We start from the raw sequence: 19,400 nt of genomic DNA, 5'->3' as shown, positions 1-19,400 counted from the left end.
TCGGAAGCAAATCGCCAGATTGTCACAACGGGCTAGAACGTGAGCTTGAAACCGGCTGCCAGAGTGAGGGCATAAAGGTCCATGCCGGCGCCATCTTTGTAAGATCCGACTTCGGGGGGGCTGGTCGACATGTCGTATTCCGTCGTGTCGCCTTTCCTGCGAAAGTACTGATCAAAATTGCCGGCAAAGAAGAGGCTGACGCGGCCCGTCAACTGATAGACGGCCTTGGCGCCGATCGAAACGAAAGGATGCGCGCCGAACTTTTCCTCGAAATCCACATTGCGAAGCCAATGATTGTCGATGTCGTTGGCATCGACATCGGCGCCGCAACGCAAAAGAGCCGACAGGGTCCAATCCCCGTATTTCGTGGTCGCTTCGGTGCCAAGGAAAACGCCGGGGTAGCGTTGTTCGTAACTGATGACCCGCTCGCCGTCCTCAAAGTTGAAGCGCTCGTTGCGAAATCCCCCCGAGCTGTCAATAAACGTTCCGCCATACGCGGTCCATTTGACGTTGGTGTATTTGAAGCCGACATGCAGATTGACGGTCGTGGCATCGTTGATCACGAAGTCGTGCCCAGATGCAATATCAATGTTAACGTATCGTTCAAGATCAGTATTCGTATGAACCGATCGAGACGACCAGTCCTTGCCATCATAGCCCCAAGCTTTCTCCCAATCGTAGTCCTCCATGTGGCTGTCGCCAGAAAAGCTGATCGCGGCGTTGGCGGAGATAGTCCAGCTGTTGTCGAGCTCAGCCTTGAAACCCGACGTCATAACTGGCGCATGGCTTTCCCAGATCAAGCGACTGATCCGATTACCAACCTCGTTGTAGACAAGTTCGTTACCCTTAAGACGAGTATATCCGAAACCCATCACGAAGCTGGCATAAGGCGAGGTGTAGATTGTCTCTTCCGTCGCCATGGCGGCTGTTGGAGCTGCGCAGAACGCGGTGAGAATAAAAATTGTCGAAAGGAATCTATAGCGCCATATCCCAGCCGCACTGCGTATCGCAGATCGCGCTGGACTCTCCGATCTGCGAATCGGCCTCGCCGCAGAATGGTGTTGGTGTGCATTCCGAGCGGCCATGACATAAAGGCGATGTCTACGAAGGCGAACTGTATCGCGCGGTGGTAAAACGACGACGTTCGACGTATGCCGCCGGTGTGCTCCTTGCCTATATAAACCGATGTAAAGTGCCATTCGACCCCTTTCCCTAACATCCATTCAAACTGGCTCGGAGTTAAGGCCGTTCGGTTGACCGGCGACCGATGGCCAAACAGAGTCCCCTTACCCGGAGCCACCAAGCTGAGTACAAATGTGCAAAGCGTTCGACCAAAGCGCTGTCTCAGCAACTATGCCCGCCTCCTGGAGCTGATGCCGACACGGCTCCTCTCCCTCGGCGCAGTGTATCGCGGATGGTTAGGCATACATTATGCCAAACGAAAATTGCTGTCGAAACAAGGTAATATGCGCGGTACCATTGTCCAATGTCGGACATTGTCAAAAGTATAACGTTCGGTTGGTTCAAGGCGTCCGGGCATGGAGCGTCACAATTAGATGCTAGATGCGCAGTAGTTGAGCGCAAACGTCTTTCCCAATTCAAACCAAAGGGCAGCTGCTTATAGCGACTTCGACCAGCTGCAAGTTCTCGATCTTCAACTCGAATGGCATGCCTTTTGCCCGGTGAAAGACGGCGGGAAGCCATGATGCCTGGCGGCGAAAGCACCCCCCTCAAGCACTGAATCCCATTTGATCGAAAGGAAGACGGCGCGTGAAATCTGGACATGACAAGCCGGACTGGAGACGAAAGTCATTGCGCGCATCGTCATCAACTTTCCTCTCGAAAAAACATAGTGGATCGCATTTACCTTGGTATACTATCTATCCGACGATACAGGAGTTTTCCTCAGCAATCGGCGCCGAGACCTATGAGGAATGGCTGAGGAGCCTGCCAACTGATAACGCTGTTTCGCTCTATCTTCACATTCCATTTTGCCGCTCGATGTGCTGGTATTGTGGTTTTCCGACGAGCATCACTCGTCTGGATAATTTGATCATCAATTATCTCGCAGTGCTGCGTGAGGAGATCCGCTTGGTCGCCGAGCTAGCGCCGCAGGCACTCCCGGCGAGCGACGTGCACTTCGGAGGCGGATCCCCGACCATCATGCCGCCAGCAGACTTCCTGTCGCTTATGGAACTCCTGCGCGGCCGCTTCGCGTTCGAGAAAGCGGCTAACATCGCTATCGAGGTCGACCCGCGTACGTTCACCACCGATATGGCCGAAGCCTTGCAAAAAGCCGGTGTGAACCGCGCAAGCGTCGGTGTGCAGAGCTTCGATCCCATCGTACAAAAAGCGATCAACCGGGTTCAGAGCGAGGCGCAGGTGATGACTGCCGTCCAGAACCTGCGCCTGCACGGAATAGGGCGCATCAATTTCGACCTGATGTTTGGTTTACCGTATCAAACAGTCCAGTCCTGTCGCCAGAGCGCGATGTTAGCTATTGAGATGCGTCCCGACCGCCTCGCGGTTTTCGGGTATGCGCACGTTCCCTCCTATAGAAAAAATCAGCGCTTGATTGACCGGGCAGCATTGCCCGATATAGCCGCGCGCGCCGAGCAGGCCTCAGTCATGACCGACACGTTAGTTGCCGCCGGCTATCTGCAAATCGGGCTCGACCATTTCGCTCTGCCGGATGATGAGCTTGCGCTGGCGCAGAGGACTCGTCGTCTTCAGCGCAATTCCCTTGGTTACTCGGCCGAAACACGCCAAACTGTGATCGGCTTCGGCGCTTCGGCGATCGGTCGTTGCGGCGAAGGTTACGTTCAAAACGAACTCCCACAAGACTCTTATAACCGATCCATTGCGTCCGGCCACTTGGCGACATCAAAAGGCTATCGTCTCACCGTCGAAGATCGCGTACGGGCGGCGATCATCGAGCAACTCATGTGCTACTTGGAAGCAGACGTACCAGCAATCTGTACGGCTCACGGATTTGATCCGATCCATTTACTCAGTTCCGCTAAGCAGTTGCACATTCTGGCTGAGGACGGGATAGTGGACATCGACAACGGTTTGGTCCGTGTGCGGCAGGAGTGTCGCTTTGCGCTTCGCGCTGTCGCCTCCGCATTCGATGCTTATCTTGGCCGCCCACCCCTCTAGCCCGTCAAGAAGCAAGTGCAAACAAGCTTAATCAGCGATCACGGGACTTTATCGACTACGAGTTTCTCGAGATGTTTGGCAGGAGGCCATCCGTCCTCCCTCCCCGTCGGTTAAATCTTAAAACGACCGCTGAATCCGAAGCGCGCCGGCCCAAGTCTCATTCTTGATCCGGTCGTAGTTCACATAGGATATTTCCGGCTCGATTTTCAGGTCTCTGGTTGCGAACCATTCGACCGTTGTCGCCGCCTGGAACGTCTTGTTATCGGCATATGCGAACTGCGTATTCCAGTTTAACCTATCATTGATCTTGATCGTGCTGCCGCCCCAGAGCGCCCAATCGCCGCTGCTTCCAGTAACGTCACCGTTCGCATATTTGTTGATCTTGCTGCCATCTGTATTCCAAGCTCCCATGAGGAATGCACTGATGAGGCCAAAATCGGCATCGATACGAGCCTTGACTGCGCCCTCCTCGACAATGGAATCATAACCAGCGACAACTCTTACCGACCAAGGACCAGTCTTGTAGCCAAGACCAGCCACTGCGTCCGGCGCATAATGATCTGCGCTGCTAGGATTCACACTCGTCGAAAAACTGTCTTCGATCGAGACCACACCGAACATGCCGTTTTCGCAGTCATAAAAATACGAAAGTTGGTTCAACTTGATAGGGCCATTGCCGATCACATCCGGATTGACGACATTGCCGGCATAACCGATCCAATCATTGTATTGAGAGCCGGCGCGCCCGATAAGGAAACCGCCAAGCGAGATATTCGCCAAAGGCAGATCGGCGCCGAGCGTGTTACTATCGTCCGTATAATCGAACCGTAGAGTCGTCGTCGTCTTCAGGGGGCCATATTCAGTCTCCGTCTCCGTATTGACGTAGATTTCGCTTCGCGTCAGCCAGGTGGTACCGCTGGGCTCTACTGGGGCATAAGGATTGTATGACGATGCTTGCGTGCGGACCATACCGCCGAGTTGCATGCAGGTTTCAGATCCGGGGATATAAAAATAGCCCTTGCCGTAGGCATCGCAGATACGGACAAGTTCAGCCGGTTCCGGCTCTATGGCGACGACTTGATCGGCAGCGCGTACGGAAGGCGCGACTGAAAGTGTTGCAATCGCGCCGAGAAGAATGGTTCTGATATTCACTGAAGCTCCAATGTTTAGGTCAACGAGAATTCATCACGCGCGCTGAACGCCTGCTCAGCAATCGTCGTTGAAAGCGAATTCCTATGCTTCTGAATCGGGATCAGGGATTCACTCCCGCCCTTGAGCAGGCCTGGCTGGCTACGCTTTCAAAAGGAACAATTCGGCCTGGCTATTCCTTGGAAACAAGGCCAGATCCCTCCATTGCGTCTGGAAATCTGACGACAGGAGCTAGGCCGCGGCAGAGAGCATTTTGCTGACATTTTCGACATTTCCGCTCTGTTAACTTTGATCGGGAAGCGTTCGCAAATGGCTCGCAGCAATATGCATGCCGCAGGAAAAATCCTTTGTTTTGCAATGTAACTTTTTTGAAACAGCTCGCTTGCAAGTCCGCCATTGTCGCATAGCCGACAGAGCTCAGCGACATCGACCCGTGTTTGCAGCTAGCGGCATTTGAAAACATTGTGGATCATCGATCGAAACGTCTGCTCATCCCTTGCAAGTCCAAAGCATCAGTTCACGCCATGACTGGCGCTGTATCGGATGAGCGGTTGATTTCCAGCGCACGTTCGGGACATGATCGAGCACCGCGTGATGCGTAAGATTCGTTCCCTGCAGCAACGTTGATATTGCCGGGCAGGATATAACCATCATCATCCAGCTTGAAGATCTCCGGCGCTTGGGACCAGCATCGCGCGTGCCCATGGCATTTGGCATTGTGGACGATGATGTGCATGCCTAACCTCCGATTCTGCACAGCGGCGCTCGAGTTATGACCAATCCAGGACGAGATTCTCGATCCCGAACACATGGCCGCCATGGGTTATTGGGGCCGTACCTTCCTTGATACGGAAATGAGGGATGTGAGACAGCCATTCCTCCAAGCCGATGATGATCTCCCGCCGGGCAAGGTGCGAACCAAGACAACGATGGGGACCAGACGCGAACGCGGTGTGGCGGTTGTCCTCGCGTGCAAGGTCGATCACGTTGGGATCCTCGAACTCCGCCGGATCACGATTGGCAATCATCGCGGCGCAGCAAACATAATCCCCTTTGCGAATCGGCGCGCCTTCGAAGTCGATATCTTTTGTGGCCACCCGGATCATCTGTACGGTCGAATAGGCCCGCAACAATTCTTCGGTTGCGAGCACAATCCGTTCCGGTTCACTGCGCAATAAACTCTGGTCCTTTGCGTTGCGCGCCAGGTGGGCTAAGTCAAAGCCTATCGCGGCTGCGACCGTATGGAGCCCCGCTACGAACAATAATACGCCGATGCCGCGGACTTCTTTGTCGGTCAGCGGACGGTTATCAATCTGTGCCTGCACGACGAAGGTCATGAAATCGTCGGCCGGTTCTTTGCGGCGCAAGGCCGCAAGCTCATCGATAAACTCCAGAATAGCTCGAGCCGCTGCCGATCGCTGGACCTTGTCTCCCTGAAGAAGGCCTTTCGCCCAGCCGACAAATATGTCGAGCCGTTCAGCCGATAGTCCCAAAAACTGAAGAATGACGCCAACTGTGAACGGAATGGCAAAGTCTTTCATCACCTCGCAGCTCTTGCCCGACTCGGAGATCTTTTCGACAATGGTGATTGCTCGCGCACGGATAGAGGGTTCCAGCGCCATCACTCGTTTTGGCGAAAACAGGGGGTTAAGCAGGGAGCGAAAGATGCCGTGGGCCGGTGGATCGAGCTCAAGTGGGATCAACGGCCAGTCGTCACCGAGCGCAGAGGCGAAAAGGCTGCGGTGGCTGGAAAAAGTATCGAGGTCCTGCAGCACTTTGCGTTGGTCGTTGGCCCGGGTGATGAGCCAAGTGCCACGACCATCACGCGTATTGTGGAGTGAATAAAAGATTGGAGGTCCGGCGTGAACACGAGCGGCGGCTCCATGGGGATCGCCATTGGGGATGCGTTGCATGCCGGGTGACGTGAACAAGCTGAAGTCGCTCACCATTTCGCGCGGAACATGATCTGGAATCGGGTCACTCACGAGTTGATTTCTCCTTTACGGCGGCCGGCTGCGTTGCGCCGTGTTGTTCTTTGGCAGCTGAAGTCTCACTGTCGCGGTTCACCTGCCCATCAAAAAGCCAAGAGGGCGAGATTGCCGATATTCGGCAACTCCGGCTCGTGACAGTCGCAATCTGGTCGTCCGGTCGATTGCGACCCGACACTCCCCCAATGAGGAGGCCACCCAAACGTGCCGGACGCGCCGATCGCCTCGTATAGAGACTTCAACATTCATGCCAGGTCCGTTGGTCGGCCGAAAAGCAATCTTCCCGGCGCTCTTCGGCTGTTTGATCCGAGCAAGCTGAAAAAGCTTGTGTCGGGGAGCTAACAAAATCGACGTAGTGCGATCGCGCTCGCGGAAGAAACTGGCATAGCGGTCGACGAGCAAACGCCCGCCGTAGCGGTGTCGCACTTCCGACAGCGCCGGCACCGTCAAAGATGCGCGAGTATCATTTCATTGTTTTAAAACGATGTTCTGGCTTGGCCTGAATAATGCCTAAACCGCCGCCAACCTACTGGTTGAGGAAAATCCGACAATCGGCCCCACAAGGAGGCGGGTAGCCGCAAATACATCGCCATGCGCATGGCGCAGAAGACCGTCGCCACGAACCAGGCCCTCAATGCTTGCAAGGGGAATGAATTTCCTGTGCGAAGTTTCGCCTGTCGCCCTATCCATCGCCACTCACAGAGGAGAGCAGTTGTGAGCTTTCTTGAAACAAGTTCAAAGCTTTTTCAGCAAAAATATGCGGCAGACTTGGGTCCCGAACAATACGCTCACCACACTGGACGTGACCGGGACGGCAATTCGATGAGCGGCGCACTGTTGTGGGCAAGGGCTGAAACCGAAAGGATGAACAATGCGCGCGATACCGGGACAACCAATATGGTGGACGCCGAGATCAAGTTGGCGCAAGAACTTCAGCAGAGAGTAAAAGAGTATGTCCGATGGCCTCGGGGCGAGCGATCTCAAAAAGGGGTGTCAATTCTCGACTTCGGCCCCGGAACAGTGCGGGCATTTCAGCAGAAGACCCTTCCCCTTGCAACGGAGTTGCGCGGAAAGACCTCACGTTGCGTACTGGTTGATCGCTCGAACGAGTTCCTCGGGGACATAGAGCGATCGCCGCCACCGTTCGACCTGAAGATCGAATTCATACGAGATGACATATTTTCTGGGCGACGCTTTTTTTCCGATGAGGAAACGGCATTGGTCGTCATGTTTGGACGCACATTTGGGAACCTCGCAGCCGCCATAAGTGAGGCCCCTCCGGTTGAGGCGGTCGTCCAGGCGTTGAGAAGGATATCGAACAGCGCTGAGAGGTGCTGGCTTGCGATCTCAATTGGCTCGGATCTCAGGTGGCATGTCGCAAAAGCTTACTACGAAGCGCATCCAGAATTTCAGCTGAACGTGTTCTATCGAATGAAGGCAGAATTACCCATCGACGATAACTTTGATCCAGAAGTGTTTGAGTATGAGGCGGATATAAGAGGCGACGACAACTTCATGCAGGTGATCCACACCGCGATCGTGAATAGAAGTTTGTCGTTTCGGCTCAACGGAAAAAGCATCGAATTGAAAGATGGTGATCGGTTGCATTTAAAGAACTCGTTTTCTTTTTCCGAAGATTTCTTCAGGGAATGCGCGAACCTCGCAGGGCTTATGTCGGTTGATGTGCTTTCAGATGACGCCGGCTCAGACATTCACGTGCTGGAAAAGGCGACCTGAGAACAAGTCTATTCGCCGCTGTCGGCGAAGAGCCAAGCCTTGCACGCAATTGGCAATAACCGGCCATTCCGCCGATGTCTGGCAGCAAGTATGGTCCCTGACATTCATAGCGGGATGGAGTGTCGGGCGTTTAGAACTGGGCAACTTTCACGGCCGAGACGCTCGGCCGCGAACTCAATGTCGCGGCGAGGAGATCGACAGCAGGCTCTCGCGTTCGCCAGGCGGCTAACAGGTCAAAGTCGCTTGGTCTTGTCCGATGTGCGACAAACGCCGGTTATGCGCGCCGGCGGTTTGATCGATTGTGCTGAACTAGAAACATTTTCCTTTGGCACGCATATTGCTGCGAAGCATTTGCAGACGCGTCACGGTCCGACGGTACCCGCATGGAGATGTCGAAATGCTAGCACCAAACTATCTGCCGGGACCTATGCCCGGTCGCCCGAGAGCGGAACGCTCCAGATCCGGAAGAAGGTACAAGCCATGTTCGCCGAGGAATATCGAGCCGTGGCCGCGCAGACGCATCAGGCTATGCTTGGGTAGTCGCGACGAACGCACGAGCAAACCCTCATCGTCGTCATAACCCCCAATCTGACGGCGCCGCAATAGGCGGCTTTTTGTTCGCGGCGATCAATGCCGCCCGATCCGGCGCGTTTTGAATTAGATACTTGCCAAATTGCTGCAGAATCTCACCAAACGCCCGTCGTGGAACCCGCGAAGTTGGACAGCAATCGCACCCAGGCGCGACGCCTTGGCCGATTGGTCCAGATCCTTTCAACCGCAGGAACCCAAGCAATGGCTCACTTAGAAGACGTCGACCAGTTTTGCCAGCGAATCGCCGAAGCACTCCCTTCGGCCAATATCCCGACCCTGTTGCTCCTGCTTTATCAGTTCACAGGACGAGAATATTGGCTAAGCCCGCGGTTTATTCCCGCCAAAAGCGGCTGGGACGACAACGACTCCGGTGGCCTGCCAAGCGAATTGCAGGCGGAGATTCGCGATGCAGCGCTGAGCGCCATCACGGCTTGGCGCCAAGGTGTTCCCATCGCCAGGGCAGACTTATCGGCGGAAGAGTTGATCCGCATGCTATCCATGTCAGAGGCTGAGCCTATTCCGCCGGAATTTGCTGACATGATGATCCACAAGCTGCGCAGGTATTCAGGCGCGATTCCTGATCCGGTGTGTTTGCCGGACAACTTCCGCATACTTGTCATCGGAGCCGGCATGTCCGGTATCGCAGCCGCAGTTCGGCTGCGACAACTGGGCGTTTCCTACATCCAGATCGAAAAGCAAGCCCGCACCGGCGGGGTCTGGCATTCACATCGCTACCCTGGCTGCGGGGTCGACACACCCGGGCATCTATACTCCTTCACGTTTGCCAGTGGCGACTGGAGCAAATTCTTCCCGTTGCAGCAGGAAATCGATGAATACCTCAGCCGGGTCGCCTGCGAGTTCGGGATTGAAAGCTCAATCCGCTACGATACGGAATGCCTGTGCACTCGTTATGACGAGGAAAGCCGCACTTGGCATTCTCGATTGCGCTTGCCAGGCGGGCGGGAAGAAACGCTTGTAACCGATGTGGTCATTTCAGCCGTGGGCGGATTTACCACGCCGAAATGGCCAAACATTCCCGGCCTGCGTGACTTCGACGGACTAGTGGTGCACACCTCCAATTGGGATCCCGGGGTTACGCTCGACGGCAAACGCGTGGCTGTGATCGGAAACGGCGCATCGGCAATGCAGATTGTCCCGGCCATCGCCGATCGGGTGAGTGCCCTGACAATCTTCCAGCGATCGCGCCAATGGGCGGCACCCTTTCGGAAATTTCTTATGCCGGTTCCCGAGCCGATGCAGTTCTTGCTCCGCGCGGTACCACACTACGAATGGCTCTACAGGCTGCGGCTCAGTTGGATTTTTGACAGTCAAGTGCACGAGTCCCTGCAGAAGGACCCGGCGTGGCCGCATCCCGATCGCTCTGTGAATGCGCTGAACGACGGCCACCGCGAGACGTGTACTCGATATATCGAAGAACAGCTGGCAGGGCGACCGGAGCTACTGGCCAAGGTCATTCCCGACTACCCGCCGTTCGGCAAGCGAATGCTCCTGGACAATGGCTGGTACAGAACCCTTCTTAAGCCGCAAGTCAATCTGGTGGACAGCGCTGCTGCGCAGATTGAAGGCAAGTCGATCCAAGCGAAAAATGGCGACAGTCATGAATCAGATGTTCTCATCGTCGCCTCTGGCTACGATATCACACGCTTCCTGCTTCCAGTTCAGGTATTCGGACGCAATGGCGTGACAGTACGTGAGGCCTGGAACGATGACAACTGTCAGGCCTATCTTGGTACCGTTGTGCCGGGCTTCCCGAACTTCTTCATGCTCTACGGCCCAAATACAGCCCTCGGTCATCGCGGGAACTTCATCTTCACCATCGAAAGCCAGCTGGATTACGTGCTGAGCGTTTTGCGCCAGATGGGTGAAAAGAAGCTCTCCGAGGTGGAATGCCGGCAAGACGTCTATCAACGCTACAACCGGACGATCCAAGAAATGCACCAGAAGATGATCTGGAGCCATCCCGGCATGTCCACCTATTTCCGCAACGCCCGGGGGCGAATCGTAACAAACAGCCCTTGGCGCCTTATCGACTATTGGAACCTGACGAAGGAGGCAGACCTTTGTGACTACCACACGATGGGGAACGTCGGCTCACAGTCAAAGGCATCGGCTGAAGCGGTTTGAAAGGCGGTCGCCATGGGGTCGAGTTGAGATCGAGGATTGAAATCGCTCAGTGGATAAGAAGGCCTCAGGGTTGGGAAGGTGGAGGAGCAGGATGGCCGCGACCGAAACGTTTTACGATGTTATCCGTCGCCAGGGCGTAACCCGGCGCAGTTTCATGAAATTCTGCAGCCTGACGGCTGCCTGCCTCGGCCTTGGCTCCGATACGGCCGCCGCGATCGCCGAGGCGCTCGAAACCAAAGAGCGTGTTCCGGTGATCTGGATGCATGGACTCGAATGCACCTGCTGCTCGGAAAGCTTCATCCGCTCGGCACATCCGCTGGCCAAGGATGTAGTCCTGTCGATGATTTCACTCGATTACGACGACACAATCATGGCGGCGGCCGGCTACCAGGCCGAGGCGATCCTCGAAGAGACCAGGGAGAAGCACAAGGGCAAGTACATTCTCGCTGTCGAAGGCAATCCGCCGCTCAACGAAGGCGGGATGTTCTGCATCGATGGCGGGCGACCCTTCGTCGAGAAACTCAAATGGATGGCCGAAGGCGCCCTAGCTGTCATCGCCTGGGGAACCTGTGCCTCTTCGGGCTGCGTTCAGGCCGCAAAGCCTAACCCCACAAAGGCGACGCCGATCGACAAAGTGATCCGCGACAAGCCGATCATCAAAGTGCCTGGCTGTCCGCCGATCGCAGAGGTGATGACCGGCGTCGTCACCTTCATCACCACGTTCGGCAAGCTCCCCGAACTCGACCATCAGGGTCGGCCGAAGATGTTTTATTCGCAGCGCATCCACGACAAGTGCTATCGGCGCGCTCATTTCGACGCCGGCCAGTTCGTCGAGGAGTGGGACGACGAAGGCGCGCGCAAAGGTTACTGCCTTTACAAGATGGGCTGCAAAGGCCCGACCACCTACAACGCCTGCTCGACCGTTCGCTGGAATGGCGGCGTCTCCTTCCCGATCCAGTCGGGTCATGGCTGCATTGGCTGCTCGGAACAAAATTTCTGGGACGCAGGAAGCTTTTACTCGCGCCTGACGGAGGTCAGCCCGTTCGGCGTGGAAGCCACTGCAGACCAGATGGGCATGACCGCAGCTGGTGTTGTCGGTGGGGCGATTGCTGCCCACGCTGCAATCACCGCCGTCAAGCAGGTCACCGCCAAGCGCGGGAAAGCCGATCCTAAAAACGGCCAGGGACAGGAAAGATCACGATGACCATCCAAACGCCAGATGGCTTCGCGCTTGACAACTCCGGCAAGCGTCTTGTGGTCGATCCGGTAACCCGCATTGAAGGCCACATGCGCGTCGAGGTCAATGTCGATGGGGACAACATCATCCGCAATGCCGTTTCCACCGGCACAATGTGGCGCGGCATTGAAGTCATCCTCAAAAATCGTGATCCACGCGATGCATGGGCGTTCACCGAACGGATCTGCGGCGTCTGCACCGGAACCCATGCGCTGACATCGGTGCGGGCGGTTGAAAATGCGCTTGGCATAACCATTCCGGAAAACGCCAATTCGATCCGCAATCTGATGCAGCTGGCATTGCAGGTTCATGACCACGTCGTGCATTTCTATCACCTGCATGCGCTCGACTGGGTGGATGTCATGTCTGCCCTCACGGCCGATGCGAAGGCCACCTCGGCGCTTGCGCAATCGGTGTCCGATTGGCCATTGTCTTCGCCTGGTTACTTCAAAGACATCCAGACACGGCTAAGAAAGTTCATCGAATCCGGCCAGCTTGGTCCATTCAAGAACGGCTATTGGGGAAATGCATCCTATAAGCTGCCGCCGGAAGCGAACCTCATGGCGGTAGCACACTATCTCGAAGCCCTCGATTTCCAGAGGGAGATCGTCAAGATCCACACGATCTTCGGCGGTAAAAACCCGCATCCGAACTGGCTCGTCGGCGGAGTGCCCTGTCCGATCAACCTCGACGGTACGGGAGCCGTCGGCGCAATCACAATGGAACGATTGAACCTGATTTCGTCGGTGATCGACCAGCTGATCGAGTTTAACGAGAAGGTATACCTGCCCGATATCATGGCAATCGGTTCATTCTACAAGGATTGGCTCTTCGGCGGCGGGTTGTCGGGCAAGAACGTGCTTGCCTATGGCGACGTTCCGGAACACGCAAATGACTACACCGAGGCGAGCCTGAAGCTCCCGCGCGGCGCGATCATTAACGGCAATTTCAATGAAGTCCTGCCGGTCGACCACTGCGATCCAGAGCAGATCCAGGAATTCGTCAGTCACTCCTGGTACAAATATCCGGACGAGGCCAAAGGCCTGCACCCTTGGGACGGTGTCACCGTGCCTCAATACGAGCTTGGGCCGAATGCAAAGGGCACCAAGACCAACATTCAAGCGCTGGACGAAGGCGGAAAATATTCTTGGATCAAGGCGCCGCGCTGGCGCGGCCACGCCATGGAGGTCGGCCCGCTTGCCCGTTGGGTCTTAGGCTACGCCCAGGGCAGGGCAGAATTCAAGGATCCGGTCGACAAGGTCCTGAAGGACCTCGGCCTGCCGACCGCTGCGTTATTTTCGACACTAGGGCGTACCGCCGCTCGCGCGCTCGAATCCGTTTGGGCGGGCCGGCAGATGCGCTATTTCCACAACAAGCTGGTCGCCAACATCAAGGCCGGCGACAGCGCCACCGCCTTCATTCACAAATGGAGGCCGGAGACCTGGCCTTGCGAGGTCAAGGGCGTCGGCTTCACCGAGGCCCCGCGCGGCGCGCTCGCACACTGGATTAAGATCAAGGGCGGCAAGATCGAGAATTATCAATGTGTGGTGCCGACCACCTGGAACGGCAGTCCGCGCGATCCGGACGGCAATATCGGCGCGTTCGAGGCTTCCCTGATTGACACGCCTATGTCGAATCCGTCGCAGCCGCTTGAAATCCTCCGAACCCTCCACTCCTTCGATCCGTGCCTTGCATGCTCCACCCATATCATGAGCCCGGACGGTCAGGAAATGGCCAAGGTCCAGGTCAGATGAGAAGGACGATCATGAGCATCTCCGCTATCTCAAACGCCGATGGCGAGCGCGCCAGCGAGCACGAAAACGCGTACGTCTATGAGGCGCCCGTTCGCCTCTGGCACTGGATAAACGCTTTCTGCATCCTGGTGCTGGCGCTGACAGGCTATTTCATCGGCAGCCCATTACCGGCGGTACCTGGCGAGGCGAGCGTCAATTTCCTGATGGGCTATATCCGTTTTGCCCATTTCGCCGCCGGCCAGATCCTGGCCGTGGCCCTGATCCTCAGAATCTACTGGGTCTTCGTCGGCAATGTGCATGCACGCCAAATCTTCTACGTTCCCTTTTGGAGCGGACGGTTCCGGAGCGAATGGCTGCACGAGCTGCGCTTCTACACGTTCCTCACCGGAAACGCGCTGAAATATGCCGGCCACAGTCCGCTGTCGCAGTCCGTCATGTTCCTGATGTTCACATTGCCGCTGATCTTCATGGTGATCACCGGATTTGCGCTTTATGGTGAAGGCATCGGCCACGACAGCTGGGAATATAGGCTGTTCGGTTGGTTATTCTGGCTCTCGCCGAACAGCCAGGCCGTCCATACCTTCCATCATCTGGGAATGTGGGTGATCCTGATCTTCGTAATGATTCATATCTATGTCGCGGTGCGCGAGGACATCGTCAGCTGCCACAGCATCATTTCGTCAATGATTTCGGGCGAGCGGCTGTCCAAGCACAATGAGGACTAGGATGGACGAAGCGAACTCTCGCAAACCGAACGTCCTGGTGCTCGGCATTGGCAATATCCTCTGGGCGGACGAAGGTTTTGGCGTCCGCGCTGTGGAAGCCTTCCACCAGGCCTATGCGGTGCCAACCAATGTCACCGTGCTCGACGGCGGCACCCAGGGTCTTTATCTCGTGCAGTATGTGACCGAAGCCGATCATCTGATTGTCTTCGACGCCGTCGACTTCGGCCTCGCGCCCGGCACGCTGAAGATCGTCGAGAATGGCGACGTGCCGAAATTCACCGGCGCCAAAAAGATGAGCCTGCACCAGACAGGCTTCCAGGAAGTTCTGAGCGCCGCGGACCTTCTCGGTCGCTATCCCGCAAAACTCGCACTGATCGGCTGCCAACCGGTGAACCTTGATAACTGGGGCGGACCGGTGACTGAGCCCGTCAAAGCCGTAATCCCGGCCGCCGTAAGAGTAGCCGCCGGCATCCTGGAGCGATGGGGCGTCGCCATCAGTTCGCGCCCCGCCGCCGCGCCCGCTCTTCTCGCCAACGACATCGATTTTGCACATTACGAGCGGCGCGCCGATCCTTGCGAATTGACCGGTTGAGGGGTTTTTGATGCGACCGAGCCAGTTGTCGATTGCGTTCCTGTTCGCCAGCTGCCCAAATCTCAACCTAAGGACGCGCGCGGGAACCCTTCCGGTTTACGACGCATGAACCCAGGCGGATCGAGGAACTGATTATGTGCATAGGAATTCCGATGCAGGTGACAGGCGGCGAATTTACAGCGGAGTGCCAGCGCCACGGATCGGTTTTTGCGATTTCGATGGTGCTGGTCGGTCCGCAACCGGTTGGAACGTACGTTCTTACTCATCTAGGATCTGCGGTCCGGGTGCTCGATGCCGACGAAGCACGTAAGATCGACGATGCGTTGGCCGGTCTTGCTGAAGCCATTGAAGGACGGTCGTTCGAAGCGCTGTTTGCCGATCTTACCTCCGGCGAGCCGGAATTACCGTCTCATTTGCGGGAAAACTGACAGTGCGTATTTCGCAACGGAACGCAATCTCCTCATCCTTGTCAGCCGCATTGTCATGTGGAGTGTCGCCAACGACCGCCGGAGACAGACGAGATCGATCCTACCGGCTGCGGGCGGATTGCCTCCGTGCTGACTATTGCGAGGCGAAACGGGCTGCCTAGGCATCGGGCCACGTGTGCGCATCCGCATGAGACCGCGGCCGGAATTTTCCTTCAGATCATACGACCGGACTTTCTCAGCAACTGGTACACCGCTTGCAGAAGCCAAGTGCGAGATTGTTACGCGCTGATTTGGAGCAGACAATGCCAGCCTACCCAGTTGGCTCCCTAAATGGCCAAAGCCGCCGAGCCGAAATGCTCATATCCGACATTGCTGCAACGCTTGCGGTGCAAAAGGCCGGCCAGCCGGGGCAGCTATTCGACGTTTTCGAATTCGATGACAATGATAAGAAATTGATCACGCAGACGCTCGGCAAAGGCGAGGTTTGCGGGGTAGCGGCGCTGCCCTACGGGGTCCTGGCGCAGTTCCAGGAAGCGGTTGTGGCCGGGGTCTGGCATATTCGATTTGCCGACTCCCGCGGCGACCTCATTGCGGAATATATCGAGGTCGGCCCCATTCCTATCGCGGTGCGGCGGGCCTGCACGGCGCTGCCGGCTCTGGTCTCTCATGGACCTGCGCCGCCTGGCGCTATGAACGTCATGCCCCTGCTGACCGAGATCGGTGATCGCATCGTCCAGTATCGGGAGGGCGATCCGGCGCATGTTATCATTTTGTCGTTGTTTCCGATGAGCATCGAGGATGTGAATTTCCTGCAGGTCACGCTCGCAGGCGGTCCCGTACAACTGACATCGCGGGGTTACCGCCCCTGTCGCGTGGCGGCGGCGGGGGCCCGAAACGTCTGGTCCGTACAGTTTTACGACAACATGGACAAGATCGTCCTCGACATGCTGCAGATCGTCGACATCCCCTCCGTCGTCCTCGCCACTGAAGAGGATTTCCGTGAATCCGCGGCACACCTGCGTGATATCGAGGAGGCCTATTTCAAATGATCAGCTTAAACAATATCGGCCACCATCTGACCGTTTCGGATAAGGACATGGTGAAAGGCGGCACATGCTGGACGTCGCAGGAACACCCCAATAAGGATTGGCTCTCCGCCTGCGAGATCCTCGCATCGAGGTTCTTGAGGCTGGCGATGAACGCTGGCCTTCAGGAAAGGGCGACAATCGATCCCATGCTCGGCGCTGCTGAAACGAGCTTGCCGGCATTCGGCGGGCGAACGACCGGCATCGTCGCCACGCCATGCTTCATGATTTTGGCTGCTGCAGGGAAGGCTCGGAATGTGCAGGCAGGTGTGATCGAATTCATCGCCGGCGAATCCGCGACGACTGGCAGTGTTGATTCCTACTTGCTGTTTTACATGGTCTTGGAGTTTGGAACGATGGGGACGGTGTTGAAGGCCAAACGCGCATTTTTCAACTTCGTTGCGCTCGCGCCGCCGCCCAATCCAACAGCCAGCCCCAAGCGCAGTGATTTGCCTTGGGGAATTTCCGAGCGATTCGGGAGCTTGCTGCATGACCTATCTCCTTAGCGCCGGCTCGATCCAGATCGAGGTGACAGTGTCGCAAGCGCATGCCCGTTTCGTGGGCGTGAGGGTCAACCGCCCGGAACAATTGGCACGCATGTTCATCGGCCGCCGACCCGAAGAGGCGCCCGTGCTTGCTGGACGGGTTTTTTCACTCTGTGGCTATTCGCAATCGGTGGCCGCGCGCCTTGCCATTTTGAATGCAGCCGGCCTGCCGATGCCTATCGAGGAGCAGTTGACGACGATAGCCGGATTGCTGGCTCAACGGATATTCGAAACATTGCGGGCGCTGATTTTGCACTGGCCATCATCAATGTCGGCAAGTCTGGTGGCTTGCGCGGGAAAATATCTGCGCGGCGCCCTGGCCGCGTCGCAGGCAATCATCGGCGAATCGCGAGAGAAAAAAGTGAACCCTGGTGCCCTGGCTGCCAACGCGCGGCGGCTTGCCGCTGCCGCAGAGGGGCTCGGCATTGCCAAAGACGGCGGCTTGTCGGCGGATAGCTCGGCTTGCGCGGTGATTTTTCAAAATATCAAGGATGACCGAACTTTTTCAGGCCGGCGTCCTGATCCGCTGACTGCCGCCGATGATGCCGAAGTTGTTGCCCATCTTTGCAAAGATGCGCCTTACTGCGCCTTGCCGCATCTTGCCGATAGGGTCGTCGAAACCGGTGCTTATGCCCGACTTTGCGATACCAGTAGGCCAGGCGATCCGCACCTTGCGCAACGCTTCATGGCACGCATACGCGACGTTTGCCTTTGCTTGAAGCAACTCGCGTGTCTTGCCAAGGGCCATAATGACCCTTCCGAACTGATGGCCGGTGGTCCGGTGCCCGGCGGCGCGGGCGGCTTTGGCGTGGTGGAATGCGGGCGTGGCAGACTTTATCATCAGGCCGAGATCGACGCGAATGGGAAACTTTGTGCCTACCGCATACTGGCCCCTACCGAATGGAATTTTCATCCGGCCGGTCCATTTGTCAAAACCCTTCTGTCATCGCGGATCGGTGCTCATGAAGCGGCAGCCCGGTCAGTTTCTCGCCTAGCGGCGCTGTTCGATCCCTGCGTCGAGTTCAGGCTTAACATTCGCGATGTCGCCCATGCATGAAATGTCGTTGATGGAGAGCGTGATCGCCATCGTCTGCGAGATGGCGCTGCTAAATTGTGCGAGCGCAGTCAAATCGATCCGCCTCGATGTCGGTGTTTTGAGCCATATCAATCCGGATTCGCTCCTGTTCTGCTACGAAGCTGTGCGGCGTGGGACGATTGCTGAACATGCCGCACTCGAAATCAACCGCATCGCCGGCGAGGGCTGGTGCCTCGATTGTGGGAAGACGGTGCCCCTCGATAGGCGGTTCGGCGCATGCCCGGATTGTGGGCAGTATAGGGTACAGACGACGGCGGGCGATGAATTGAGGATCAAGGACATGGAGGTGATCTGATGTGCACGGTATGCGGTTGCGAGATGGCAATGTTGGAAGATGGCAAGAGCAAAACAGGCGCGCAGGGCGAGGACCACGATCATCATCGCGGTCACCAGCACGATCATGGACATCATCATGATCGTCACTACGCGGAACACGGTGCACTCCAACATCATCAGCGCATTGCAGGCGTGCATGTCCCGGGCATGAATCCGGAGCGCATCGTCCAGATCGAAAAGGATATCCTCTCCAAAAACAACGCCTATGCTGCCGAAAACCGGGCTCTGTTCACCCGCAACAGCATCTTTGCGCTGAATTTCGTTTCAAGCCCGGGGTCGGGAAAGACCAGCTTTCTGGTGCGCGCCATTCGCGACCTCAAGGACCGGATGTCGATCAGCGTGATTGAAGGCGACCAGCAGACCTCCAACGATGCCGCACGCATCCGCAAGACCGGAGTTCCTGCAATCCAGATCAACACCGGCAAGGGCTGTCACCTCGACGCCCACACGGTCGGCCACGCGGTGGAGGACCTGGCGCCCGAGCCCGGTTCGGTCTTGTTCATCGAAAATGTCGGCAATCTTGTCTGTCCCTCCGCTTTCGATCTCGGCGAAGCCCATAAGGTCGTGGTGCTTTCGGTTACTGAAGGCGAGGACAAGCCGCTCAAATATCCCGACATGTTCGCGGCCGCCTATCTGATGATTCTCAACAAGTCCGACCTTCTGCCTTATCTCGACTTCGACGTCGGGCGCTGCATCGCTAATGCGCTGCGCGTCAATCCGCGCCTTCGCACTCTCACGGTTTCTGCGCGCAGCGGCGAAGGCATGGAAGCGTTCTATTTCTGGCTGGAGGCTGAGGCGGCCCGGATCGCGAAAGCTTCGCAGGTAGTCTGACG

17 protein-coding genes are annotated in these 19,400 nt (G+C 56.7%); 13 read left to right on the top strand and 4 right to left on the bottom strand.

The window, feature by feature from the left end:
- Positions 1-32: 32 nt before the first annotated feature.
- On the bottom strand, positions 33-920 hold the full coding sequence (locus N2601_RS30310; RefSeq protein WP_260305696.1) for an omptin family outer membrane protease: 888 nt from the start codon (positions 918-920) through the stop codon (positions 33-35).
- Positions 921-1,812: 892 nt separating this feature from the next.
- On the opposite strand from N2601_RS30310, the gene hemN reads away from it, so the two are divergent.
- On the top strand, positions 1,813-3,159 hold the full coding sequence (hemN, locus tag N2601_RS30305) for an oxygen-independent coproporphyrinogen III oxidase (protein ID WP_260305808.1): 1,347 nt from the start codon (positions 1,813-1,815) through the stop codon (positions 3,157-3,159).
- Between the two features lie 117 nt (positions 3,160-3,276).
- Here hemN and N2601_RS30300 read toward each other — a convergent pair whose 3' ends face one another.
- The 3 genes from N2601_RS30300 to N2601_RS30290 all read right to left on the bottom strand — a co-directional run bounded on the left by N2601_RS30300 (position 3,277) and on the right by N2601_RS30290 (position 6,257).
- Positions 3,277-4,311 (bottom strand): porin, encoded by a 1,035-nt coding sequence (locus N2601_RS30300; RefSeq protein WP_260305694.1) that lies wholly within the window; start codon positions 4,309-4,311, stop codon positions 3,277-3,279.
- Positions 4,312-4,825: 514 nt separating this feature from the next.
- Positions 4,826-5,044 carry a ferredoxin gene (locus N2601_RS30295; protein WP_260305692.1) on the bottom strand — a complete coding sequence of 73 codons (219 nt, stop codon included), beginning with the start codon at positions 5,042-5,044 and terminating at the stop codon, positions 4,826-4,828.
- 34 nt (positions 5,045-5,078) lie between these two features.
- On the bottom strand, positions 5,079-6,257 hold the full coding sequence (locus tag N2601_RS30290) for a cytochrome P450 (RefSeq protein ID WP_260305807.1): 1,179 nt from the start codon (positions 6,255-6,257) through the stop codon (positions 5,079-5,081).
- A gap of 753 nt (positions 6,258-7,010) precedes the next feature.
- Here N2601_RS30290 and N2601_RS30285 point away from each other — a divergent pair.
- The 12 genes from N2601_RS30285 to hypB all read left to right on the top strand — a co-directional run bounded on the left by N2601_RS30285 (position 7,011) and on the right by hypB (position 19,398).
- Positions 7,011-8,033, top strand: coding sequence for an L-histidine N(alpha)-methyltransferase (locus N2601_RS30285; protein ID WP_260305691.1), 1,023 nt, complete (start codon positions 7,011-7,013; stop codon positions 8,031-8,033).
- Between the two features lie 717 nt (positions 8,034-8,750).
- A complete protein-coding gene (locus N2601_RS30280) occupies positions 8,751-10,769 on the top strand; it encodes a flavin-containing monooxygenase (RefSeq protein ID WP_260305690.1) in 2,019 nt (672 codons plus the stop codon).
- Between the two features lie 91 nt (positions 10,770-10,860).
- On the top strand, positions 10,861-11,973 hold the full coding sequence (locus N2601_RS30275) for a hydrogenase small subunit (RefSeq protein WP_260305689.1): 1,113 nt from the start codon (positions 10,861-10,863) through the stop codon (positions 11,971-11,973).
- Complete coding sequence (locus N2601_RS30270; RefSeq protein ID WP_260305688.1) at positions 11,970-13,760, top strand: nickel-dependent hydrogenase large subunit; 1,791 nt, start codon at positions 11,970-11,972, stop codon at positions 13,758-13,760. The genes N2601_RS30275 and N2601_RS30270 overlap by 4 nt, the downstream gene beginning before the upstream one ends.
- Positions 13,761-13,771: 11 nt before the next feature.
- Positions 13,772-14,485, top strand: a complete 714-nt coding sequence (gene cybH / locus N2601_RS30265) for a Ni/Fe-hydrogenase, b-type cytochrome subunit (RefSeq protein WP_260305687.1) — start codon at positions 13,772-13,774, stop codon at positions 14,483-14,485.
- 1 nt (position 14,486) lies between these two features.
- The gene (locus N2601_RS30260) at positions 14,487-15,077 is read left to right on the top strand and encodes a HyaD/HybD family hydrogenase maturation endopeptidase (RefSeq protein ID WP_260305686.1); all 591 of its coding nucleotides are present in this window, start codon (positions 14,487-14,489) and stop codon (positions 15,075-15,077) included.
- A 152-nt stretch (positions 15,078-15,229) separates the two neighbouring features.
- Positions 15,230-15,505: a HypC/HybG/HupF family hydrogenase formation chaperone gene (gene hypC, locus N2601_RS30255; RefSeq protein WP_445945067.1), complete on the top strand. Its 276-nt coding sequence runs from the start codon at positions 15,230-15,232 to the stop codon at positions 15,503-15,505.
- Between the two features lie 353 nt (positions 15,506-15,858).
- On the top strand, positions 15,859-16,554 hold the full coding sequence (locus tag N2601_RS30250; protein WP_260305683.1) for a hydrogenase expression/formation protein: 696 nt from the start codon (positions 15,859-15,861) through the stop codon (positions 16,552-16,554).
- Positions 16,555-16,601: 47 nt separating this feature from the next.
- Positions 16,602-17,096 (top strand): hypothetical protein, encoded by a 495-nt coding sequence (locus N2601_RS30245; protein WP_260305682.1) that lies wholly within the window; start codon positions 16,602-16,604, stop codon positions 17,094-17,096.
- Positions 17,097-17,187: 91 nt separating this feature from the next.
- The gene (locus N2601_RS30240) at positions 17,188-18,192 is read left to right on the top strand and encodes a nickel-dependent hydrogenase large subunit (protein WP_260305681.1); all 1,005 of its coding nucleotides are present in this window, start codon (positions 17,188-17,190) and stop codon (positions 18,190-18,192) included.
- Positions 18,185-18,526 (top strand): hydrogenase maturation nickel metallochaperone HypA, encoded by a 342-nt coding sequence (gene hypA / locus N2601_RS30235; protein ID WP_260305680.1) that lies wholly within the window; start codon positions 18,185-18,187, stop codon positions 18,524-18,526. Before N2601_RS30240 ends, hypA begins: the two co-directional genes overlap by 8 nt.
- Complete coding sequence (gene hypB / locus N2601_RS30230) at positions 18,526-19,398, top strand: hydrogenase nickel incorporation protein HypB (protein WP_260305678.1); 873 nt, start codon at positions 18,526-18,528, stop codon at positions 19,396-19,398. The genes hypA and hypB overlap by 1 nt, the downstream gene beginning before the upstream one ends.
- Positions 19,399-19,400: the final 2 nt, after the last annotated feature.

The organism is Rhizobium sp. CB3060 (assembly GCF_025200735.1).
Taxonomy (GTDB): domain Bacteria; phylum Pseudomonadota; class Alphaproteobacteria; order Rhizobiales; family Rhizobiaceae; genus Rhizobium.
This window is presented reverse-complemented; position numbering and strand designations above follow the sequence as displayed.

Excerpts from the sequence above, each read along its gene's own strand:
- N2601_RS30290 (WP_260305807.1), bottom strand. The coding sequence starts at position 6,257 with ATGGTGAGCGACTTCAGCTTGTTCACGTCACCCGGCATGCAACGCATC.
- N2601_RS30250 (WP_260305683.1), top strand. The coding sequence starts at position 15,859 with ATGCTCATATCCGACATTGCTGCAACGCTTGCGGTGCAAAAGGCCGGC.
- N2601_RS30275 (WP_260305689.1), top strand. The coding sequence starts at position 10,861 with ATGGCCGCGACCGAAACGTTTTACGATGTTATCCGTCGCCAGGGCGTA.
- hypB (WP_260305678.1), top strand. The coding sequence starts at position 18,526 with ATGTGCACGGTATGCGGTTGCGAGATGGCAATGTTGGAAGATGGCAAG.
- N2601_RS30270 (WP_260305688.1), top strand. The coding sequence starts at position 11,970 with ATGACCATCCAAACGCCAGATGGCTTCGCGCTTGACAACTCCGGCAAG.
- hypA (WP_260305680.1), top strand. The coding sequence starts at position 18,185 with ATGCATGAAATGTCGTTGATGGAGAGCGTGATCGCCATCGTCTGCGAG.
- hypC (WP_445945067.1), top strand. The coding sequence starts at position 15,230 with ATGCAGGTGACAGGCGGCGAATTTACAGCGGAGTGCCAGCGCCACGGA.
- N2601_RS30310 (WP_260305696.1), bottom strand. The coding sequence starts at position 920 with ATGGCGACGGAAGAGACAATCTACACCTCGCCTTATGCCAGCTTCGTG.
- N2601_RS30295 (WP_260305692.1), bottom strand. The coding sequence starts at position 5,044 with ATGCACATCATCGTCCACAATGCCAAATGCCATGGGCACGCGCGATGC.
- cybH (WP_260305687.1), top strand. The coding sequence starts at position 13,772 with ATGAGCATCTCCGCTATCTCAAACGCCGATGGCGAGCGCGCCAGCGAG.
- N2601_RS30260 (WP_260305686.1), top strand. The coding sequence starts at position 14,487 with ATGGACGAAGCGAACTCTCGCAAACCGAACGTCCTGGTGCTCGGCATT.
- N2601_RS30240 (WP_260305681.1), top strand. The coding sequence starts at position 17,188 with ATGTTCATCGGCCGCCGACCCGAAGAGGCGCCCGTGCTTGCTGGACGG.
- N2601_RS30245 (WP_260305682.1), top strand. The coding sequence starts at position 16,602 with ATGGTGAAAGGCGGCACATGCTGGACGTCGCAGGAACACCCCAATAAG.